General features: G+C 51.1%; 8 protein-coding genes and 1 pseudogene. 7 read left to right on the plus strand and 2 right to left on the minus strand.

Translation table 11 applies throughout. From position 1 onward, the window contains the following. Positions 1-499: 499 nt before the first annotated feature. Positions 500-1,471 carry an AraC family transcriptional regulator gene (locus CQ009_RS29675; RefSeq protein ID WP_105709485.1) on the minus strand — a complete coding sequence of 324 codons (972 nt, stop codon included), beginning with the start codon at positions 1,469-1,471 and terminating at the stop codon, positions 500-502. Between the two features lie 267 nt (positions 1,472-1,738). Here CQ009_RS29675 and CQ009_RS29680 point away from each other — a divergent pair, with 267 nt between their 5' ends. From CQ009_RS29680 to CQ009_RS29705, 6 genes are all read left to right on the plus strand, one after another. Further along, a complete protein-coding gene (locus tag CQ009_RS29680) occupies positions 1,739-2,542 on the plus strand; it encodes a 2OG-Fe(II) oxygenase (protein ID WP_105709486.1) in 804 nt (267 codons plus the stop codon). Between the two features lie 20 nt (positions 2,543-2,562). Next, positions 2,563-2,685, plus strand: coding sequence for a hypothetical protein (locus CQ009_RS30320; RefSeq protein ID WP_256585524.1), 123 nt, complete (start codon positions 2,563-2,565; stop codon positions 2,683-2,685). A gap of 120 nt (positions 2,686-2,805) precedes the next feature. Further along, the gene (locus CQ009_RS29685; RefSeq protein ID WP_064390322.1) at positions 2,806-4,953 is read left to right on the plus strand and encodes a hypothetical protein; all 2,148 of its coding nucleotides are present in this window, start codon (positions 2,806-2,808) and stop codon (positions 4,951-4,953) included. Positions 4,954-5,200: 247 nt separating this feature from the next. Continuing rightward, positions 5,201-5,557: a hypothetical protein gene (locus CQ009_RS29690; protein ID WP_105709487.1), complete on the plus strand. Its 357-nt coding sequence runs from the start codon at positions 5,201-5,203 to the stop codon at positions 5,555-5,557. A gap of 952 nt (positions 5,558-6,509) precedes the next feature. After that, positions 6,510-6,875 (plus strand): DUF6124 family protein, encoded by a 366-nt coding sequence (locus CQ009_RS29700; protein ID WP_105709488.1) that lies wholly within the window; start codon positions 6,510-6,512, stop codon positions 6,873-6,875. 178 nt (positions 6,876-7,053) lie between these two features. Further along, positions 7,054-7,419, plus strand: coding sequence for a DUF6124 family protein (locus tag CQ009_RS29705; protein WP_105709489.1), 366 nt, complete (start codon positions 7,054-7,056; stop codon positions 7,417-7,419). A 112-nt stretch (positions 7,420-7,531) separates the two neighbouring features. Here CQ009_RS29705 and CQ009_RS29710 read toward each other — a convergent pair. Next, positions 7,532-7,876: pseudogene (locus CQ009_RS29710) on the minus strand (hypothetical protein); the annotation flags it as partial. Positions 7,877-8,066: 190 nt separating this feature from the next. On the opposite strand from CQ009_RS29710, the gene CQ009_RS29715 reads away from it, so the two are divergent. Continuing rightward, the coding region (locus CQ009_RS29715; RefSeq protein ID WP_105709490.1) for a hypothetical protein at positions 8,067-8,340 on the plus strand (274 nt) is incomplete at its 3' end.

Here is an 8,340-nt window from a genome sequence, read left to right on the forward strand (position 1 = left end):
GCTCGCGAAAGCGCCAGATCAGCCAACACCAAAGTAGACTGACCGACCGCCATCGCCAGCAGGGCTAGCTCCCACAGTTTTGTGGCATGCCATCAATCCCAAAGACACCTCAAAAAAAATGTGGGAGCTAGCCCTGCTAGCGATTAGGCCAGCACAATCAACATCACTGTTGATTGAGCCACCGCCTTCGCAAGCAAGCTCGCTCCCACAGGTTTTGTGGGATGCCGACAATCTCCGGCACACCAGAAATCCTTGTGGGAGCTGGCTTGCCAGCGATTGGGCCAGCCCAGCCAACATCACCATCGACTGACCCACCGCCATCGCTGGCAAGCCAGCTCCCACAGTTTTGTGGCATGCCATCAATCCAGACACCTCAAAAAAAATGTGGGAGCTAGCCCTGCTAGCGATTAGGCCAGCACAATCAACATCACTGTCGACTGACCCACCGCCTTCGCAAGCAAGCTCGCTCCCACAATTAGCATTCCAGCCTAAGAACCGATCAACCCCGCCCGCGCAAATCCGCCGGACTCACCCCAAAAGCCCCCTGAAAATACTGACAAAACCGCCCCACATTACTAAACCCAAACCGCAACGCCACCTCGGTCACCGACCCCGAACCCCGCCGCTTCAAAACCTCATAAGCCCGCTCCAGCCGAACCTGCCGCTGATACGCCACAATCGACATCCCGACAAACCGCCGAAACCCCTCCTGCAACGCGCGCTGACTGACATGGCTCAACCGCGCCAGATCCACACCACTGACCAACTGCTCCGGATGCGCCTGAATAAACTCCACCGCCAGCTTCACATGCCTTGGCGCAACCATCGGCGCCGGCCGCCGCAATGCCTCTGAAAAATTATGCGGCCACGCCTCCAGCACCGCATCAATCAACATCTCGCGCAACCGCGACGGCATCAACGTCCCACTGTTGAGCAACAGATCAAACTCCGCCCCCGTCGCCAGATCAATCAACGCCCGAATCCCCTGAAACGCTGCAGTGTTCAGGTCCACGCTGGTTGCAAAAACGATCTTCTGCAGAATCGGTTTATCCAACAGCATCGACAACCGCTCGGTAAGCTGATGACGATTGATCGACATGCCGTGATGCGCATGATCATCAACAAAGCGCATCGAACGAATATCGGCCTTATCAACCGCCAGTCCCACCTGCGTCACACCGATGGACTCGGTCGCGTGGTTGAAAACAATCTTGCCCGCCGTGGGGATCACAAACGTGATCTCATCCTGCGGATCGGGAAACGAAACGCTGAAATCGCCGTGGTAATGCATGCGCCGGAAACTGACGCCATCGTGCCGCCCATAAACGCCGCCGATGATGATGTTCGACGGCAGCGGCGGGGAGTCGGAATAACGGTTGCCGAAGAATCGGGAGAACAACGCGCCGAAGTCATCGGAACGAAGATTGTCGGAGCGCAGGATGATTTGCTGGCGAACAGGAGTCGGAAACACCTTGGCGGCACCTTCGGTTGGGGGCTCTAGGACTGGGGTGTAGGGCAGGGCGCCGAGCAGATTAGCAGAGGCAATATGACGCGTTTGTGACAGTCAGAAACATGTCGTTACAGCGCCGCACCACGTTTACGCAACGGACACTCGGCAGGCCATGCCCGACATGGCAACCTGCTCGCATCCGTACTCAGCAAAAAAACAAAGGCATCGCGCCGAGCGCCCAGCCTTGTTTACCGAGACCTGAAAGCATTCAAGTTAATTGGAGCGGCAATGCAAGCCAACACACAAACACTCCCCATCACCCTGACCCCCGAACTCGACTTCGACCAAACCGCCGCCAGCGCTTTCGGCGAATCGCTGACCCACGAATACACCCAGGCCACACCATTCCCGCACATCGTCATCGACAACTTCCTGCAAGCCGACGTCATCGCCAGCATCCGCGAACACTTCCCGGTCGAACCGACCAACAACGAACAGATCTACGAACGCGGCTACAAAGGCCAACTCAAACGCCAGATCAGCCCCAACGCCTGCAGCCCCTACCTGAAGAACGTCTTCAACACCTTCAACTCCGCACCCATGCTCGAGTTCCTCGAAAAACTGACTGGCATTCAAGGGCTGATTCCAGACCCTTATTTCGCCGGCGGCGGCCTGCACGAAACCAAAACCGGCGGCTTCCTCGGCGTGCACTCGGATTTTCGACTAAACAAAAAGCTCAACGTCGAGCGACGGCTGAACGTGATCATCTACCTGACCGAGGACTGGCAGGAGGCGTACGGCGGCAACCTGGAGCTTTGGGATGTGGGGATGAAAAAGTGCCTGAAGAAAGTGCTGCCGGTTTATAACCGGTGTGTGATTTTTAATACGGACAAGGACAGTAACCATGGGCATCCGGAGCCGTTGACTACACCGGAACACATCACTCGGCGGTCGATTGCGCTTTATTACTACACGGCGAGTGGGGTGGGTGGTGAGCCGGGGCAGAGGAATAAAACGCACTATAAGCCGCGGCCGAAGGATCGGTGGAGTTTGAGGTATTACGTAAATAAATTTTTGAAAAAGACAGGATGAAGGCTAAACCGAGCTTGATAATGGCGCTGATTCTGTGCTCATCGAATGTGCAGGAAATCGCGCAGGCTGATGCCGATGACTTTGGAGAGGTGCGCGCCGAAGTCGTCAGAACTGAAATTGCCGGGGAGAAGAATTATTTTTAAGGGTTGGGGAGCACCCTGCCTCGTTCCTAGCATAAAAATAATTGAAGTGAAGAAATCGAGCTAGTATTAATTATTCGCTTTCGTGCTTGATGGGCTAAAATTTAAATGGAGTTAAAAACAATGGATATTGAAAGCGTTGTAGTTATGCTGGATAGCAATGAAGTCTCTACTGATTTGATTGAAATAGTTGGTCGGGAACAGGCGGCTGCAAGGTTGAGTTCGAAGAAAATAAAGTATGACATTGAGAATAAGGTTTCCGAATTAATAGGCTTGATGGGTTCTAATGAAGTATACAAGGCAAAAATGCTCGCCCGTGCCCTTGTAATCTATTCTCCCGACAAGTCAATGGCTGAGATGAGGAGTGCTGGCGCATTCAGGTGTTCAAAGTATAAGTTTAAGACCAGTGTTGCTCAAGCTGTTGTCAAGGATCTTATAGCGTTCGGTGAAGTATTGAAACTTGATTTTGAGTTAAAGGGTTACTTGGACTCAGTAAGTAGCTTGCTTGCTTTTGGTTCGAAGGTTCGACAAATCCATGCTGGCGTTGTGGAAGTCGTAAAAGGTAGAAGGAAATTTGTTGTTAAAACCTTGCTGGCAAATTTGGAGATACTCTTCGCGACTCGTATGCCGGATTTCAACAAAACTTTATCGTCAGATGATGTTGAGCACTACAGTAATGAAGATCTTGCTGAGGCTTTTAGTTATATATTAAGGCTGCATCGAGATGAGTTTGGGGTTCGTAATGAATATTTTCAACATGTGGATGAGTCGGCTGTTAGTACACAGTTATACTGGGGTTTGTTAATTGATGCTGCGAAAATCTGCAATTACAAGGAGGCGGAGTTGCTTTTGGATGGGTTTCCGTTTAAGGCAGTTCGGCGGGCCGGTGACTTGGTTGTAGCGTCTATCGATCCTCGAGTGGAAAAATCAATTAGGCTCGGGTATATACAGACTATTCAGCAGATGTTGATTCGGAGGAAGGGCTTAGAAGAATATGTTTTTAATGAGCGAAACGAAAATAGACCCGCGTCTATTAAAAAATTTGCTGAAGAATTTTACGATGCTGGCAAGGAAAAAATAATATTTGTAAATCCACTGCCATTACCTCGGTATGTTTTAGGTTTTGTAATGGATCCAGAGCTTTTTAAGCCTTTCTCCACAGATGGTCTTTTTGAAGAAGAAATTGAAGCGCTTGTGCAGTTGGGTATAGAGAATTATGACTATGGGTCTTTGAAGGATGTTGATATTCGTGATGGTATAACAGCGCTTGATATTATGAAGGTTCAGCGGCTATTTAGGTTTTTCAGCGTTATTTATCAACGCGCTATTGCTGATCATGTTGCCAGTGATAAATATACGATTGCTTTGAGATCTGTACTGCCCACTTTCAGTGAAAGCCTACTCGAGCAGATTGTTCAAATGGTGCTTCCTGGTCGTGATTCCAAGAAAGCATTGTCCTTAATATCGTTAGAGCTTTCAAGTGCTGATCATATTGATATACAGTACACGCCGCTGATAAAGCTGAACGGGCATTATATTGTTGCTCCTGCACTTGTGGCTAATTCGAATCTTGCTAGAAACATATTTTGTGGGCAAAAAATTAAGCATCCTTTCCCGGGTGATATCGACCCAATGCAGAATATGCTTTTTCAAGCCCTAGAGTCGCAAGGGTTCTCGGTTGTGCAAGAACTGAAAATTAACTTTCAGAAAAGAGAGATTGAAACAGATATAGTCGCTTTTAAGGATGGTAAGTTATTTTTGATTGAATGCAAGAATCCCTACCATCCATGTAATGTACATGAAATGCGGAATAGCTTTGATCATGTGTCTTATGGTGCACGCCAGTTGAGTATCCGTAAGGAGTGGCTGGGTTCTGTAGAAGAGCAAAAAAGACTGTTCGCTGCTGCAAAATTTAAATATGAATCGGTGGATCAAATATATACCTGTGTAGCGGTGGCGAATAGAGTTTTTAATGGGTGTGAGGTAGGTGGGCATCCTGTCCGGCAAGGGCATGAATTGATAAATATGATAAGTTCAGGTGTCGTTAATATTGCCGGCGTGACGAGGCGGGTCTGGGAGGGTCTTGAATTTAAAGTTGAAGATCTCATCTCGTATTTGAATGGTGATACTACAGTGAAAGACTGTATGGCATCTTTCGTTGATATTGAAGTGAGCTACGACCTTAAAGGGCAATCCCTTACGTTTGGAACCTACGTTCTCGATATGGAGCGTTTGGTGGAGATTTCAAAAAGATATCCTGAAGTAAGCTGACTTGGTCGATTGTTCCTGTGGCTAATATCAAATATGTCCGGAGGTTAGCCACAGGAAAGTTGGTTTGCTTATATTCGTGTCCGACGCCCCTTGAGACGGGTAGAAAAAGGGGCCAGACCACCATAATCTAAAATGGTCGGGCGCTAGATATCCCTTAGTGGTTGGCATTCGAAGGATGGTCGACGGCGGGGGGGGCGGGCGAAGCGGTTGTGAGTTCATTGTATAAAGAACAGATGGAGTTTTCGTATTGCGGCATCTTCTGAGTGGACCACAACTGACAAAGATCAGAACGGCACTTTCAGAGCCATTCAACGATTTCCCGGTCGAGTATGATTTTGTCGCGGATAAGGTCAGAGGCGTCGATCCTGAAATCCTTTACGAAATCCTCTATTCAGAGGTCGCTCCTGTGTGTTTCACCAATCTTGTGGCCGCTGTACCACCGGTGTGGACAGGGTTCGATCCCGACATTCTCAAAAAGTCGATAGAGGAAAGGATAACCGCGAGAAAGCGTAATTGGTTTCGCCGGCAGTTCGACAAAGTGCTGGTGCGTTGGCTGAAATACAACTATGCCTACATCTGGAAGGAAATCGTCAGTAGGTTGTGAGCCAGAGAGGTTGACGTGGCTTGGCTCGCTGAAGCTTGAAGGCTGGTGACGACTACGGCTACTTATCCACGCTAAAAGGCAGCCTTTGTCCGAAAAACTGGGAGATTGCGAGATGCTGCGCGGAGCTGAGAGCAGTGAGGTTTACCAGGAATACTACGAGATCCTGCGTACTCCCGAGGCTAAACACGCGTTCTTGTACGTCATTGGATGGGCATCCACGCTGAAAGGCTATGACTGCTACCCAGGCTCGCACGGACACATCAAAGATTTTCGTTTCTTGCGTAACTACGACTGCGATTTTGCATTCATTCCGAACCAAAAGTGGATGTTGTTCTATTTCAGGAAGCCATGCCTCCGTCTCCCAAAATTTTCGCGTGATGAAATTATTGGAAGATTTCCCTGCGCAAAAGAGAATAAGTCCGGAGAGTTCACTGTCCGGCTTAAAAATATGAGCGACGTCATGCGCTTAGTTTGTTACATCGAAACCTAGGTGTGACCACGGTTTGTGGCATTAGGCGGTTCCAAACGGCCACATTAGGCCGAAGTGGTTTGTGCTGAATTTGTAGAAAAGCACTATGTAGGGCTAGGGCATTTCCCACGGGTAAACATAACCCCACAAACGCGTTTAAATTACACAACCCGTTACGCCACAAAGGCTACAACGCCTTGCGCCGTTGCCTACGCGTACGCCAGAATCCGCCGGCATACGCGACTATGCAGCGGGCTATATCGTTTCCCCGTCACTGAAAACAGTGATCGGGTTTGGTAGCCCGGTGTTAGTTGTACAGCCCACTGTCGTCGAGATTTCTCGCTCGATTATGGTGGCCATGTATAGGGCGTCCTAGGGCGCGCCGGATCCTAACACCCGGTCTACCAACCTCTGCATGGCCGCCACCCTTCGTTTGGTAGCGAAAGGGTGAAGCCTCCTTTAAATGTGTTAGGAGCTTCATCAATGTTCAAACCAACGCCAAACCCACCGGACATCGATCCGATCCCGTACGACCCATCGCTAGAACCACAAAAGATAAAAGAGGCGACTGACCGCGCCATCAACTTCTATCTCAACCCCGGCTCACTGAAGCTTTCAATCCCTACCCGCAAGTCCAACAAGATCTTTCTGGTCGATCCCGCCGTGGACGAGGAAACCTTGCTCGTCGAAGCCTGCGAGTCGTTAGCCGCTGCCAGCGACATGGCGCGTGATATCGGCGATGTCGTTGACCACTCTCAGCGGCGCGCCATGCTGATGCTGCATCAGGTGATCATGCTGAGTGAGCTGATGGTCAATCGAATCCTGGATGGGCGCCGCTTGCCGCACTAGTTGCTGGCTCGTTTACGGGGATGCCGCGAGCTCTGTGTAGGGGCTGCCATAGGTTGCGATTTTGGAAAGCAGATCAAAAGATCGCAGCCTGCGGCAGCTCCTACAGGGGGGAGCGGTGTTCATTTGGTAGTCGTTTTTCTTGGAGTGCCTTGTTGGGTGCTTGCTGGAGATTCAGTTGATGTCCGAAACCACAAACAATCCGCCGATCACAGATCCGGCGTCGCCGTATGAGTCGTTTGATTCGAGAAAGCTTCACGCGGCGGCGGAGCGGGCGCTCGATCATTATCTTGTGCCTGAGAAGATCATGGCTACGCCGTACAGTCCCAGCACTTTGTTCATGGTTAACCCACAATCCGACACCGAAACCTTGCTGGTCAATGCTTGCGAATCTTTGGCCTCGGCGACGGTGATGCTGGGTGATTTTGCCGGGATGTTGGAAGGGCCGAATCGCAATACGTTGTTGGGGATTGCGCAGGTGGTGATGTTGGGGGAGTTGGCGGTGAACAAGGCGCTGGATAACGTCGAGTTGAAGGCGCCGGCTTAGGAAGGGCAAGTCACTTGGTGGCAAAAAAGAATGGGGACGGCGTTATTGTTTGAAAATAACGCCGTCCCCATTTTCGTTTGCGTGGCCGCATCGTCAGGTTGCGAGGGAAATCAGCGTATCGCCCATCCTGCTCGAAGTACACGTGCAACCCGTTCTGCTCATCCTCACTACGGCTCGGCAGCAACAACGCCGCCGTGACGAACAGCGACAGTGTCAGCATCACCAGCAGGAGAAATTCGAGAAACGAGAAGGTCTGTTTCACCGCCGACAGTGCGTTGACCGCCCACCAGAATTGCAGCTGCATGGTAAACAGCATCACCGCCCAGAGCAGCGCCACCCAATCTGGCTTGGCAACGCGGCGGATGCGGAACACCGTTAATACTCCGAGTAACAGGCGGGTGACGGAGAGCCCGAGGATCATTGAGAGGACGGTGGCGACGATCGGGAAGTTGCTCATCTTGCCTCTCGTGAACTCGGTTCTGGCTGTAAGGGTGTTTTGGGCAGACTAGGTGGGGCGGGTAGGACCGTCCAACGTGGCTGTGCGGTTGGGTTGGCAGAAAACGCCTGTAGCGCCTTGCTGCGCGGAGGTAATGGATTAGGATGCGCGAAGGCTGGAATGGATCTTTTCGACTAAGGATGTGTGGTTTATGGAATCTGCTTTTTCGCAAGTCACCGAGCGTTTGAACAACCGCCGGTTTGCCGTGGCGAACAATGCTCAGGGGCTGTCCGATGCGCGCACGGTGTTTCACTACTTCGTCGAAGGCGCGGCGGTTTGGGGGACTTATGCGGGTGGGCATATTCGCCAGGGCAACCAGGTCGGGCGGGTGACCGGGCCGGACAGTATCGAGCTGCTTTATCAGTGCATCACCACGGATGGCGAGATTCGCGCGGGTTGGTCGCGGGGTGTGGTGGGGGTTGATG

Origin of the sequence: Pseudomonas sp. MYb2 (genome assembly GCF_002979955.1) — a bacterium.
In the GTDB taxonomy this organism is placed as follows: domain Bacteria; phylum Pseudomonadota; class Gammaproteobacteria; order Pseudomonadales; family Pseudomonadaceae; genus Aquipseudomonas.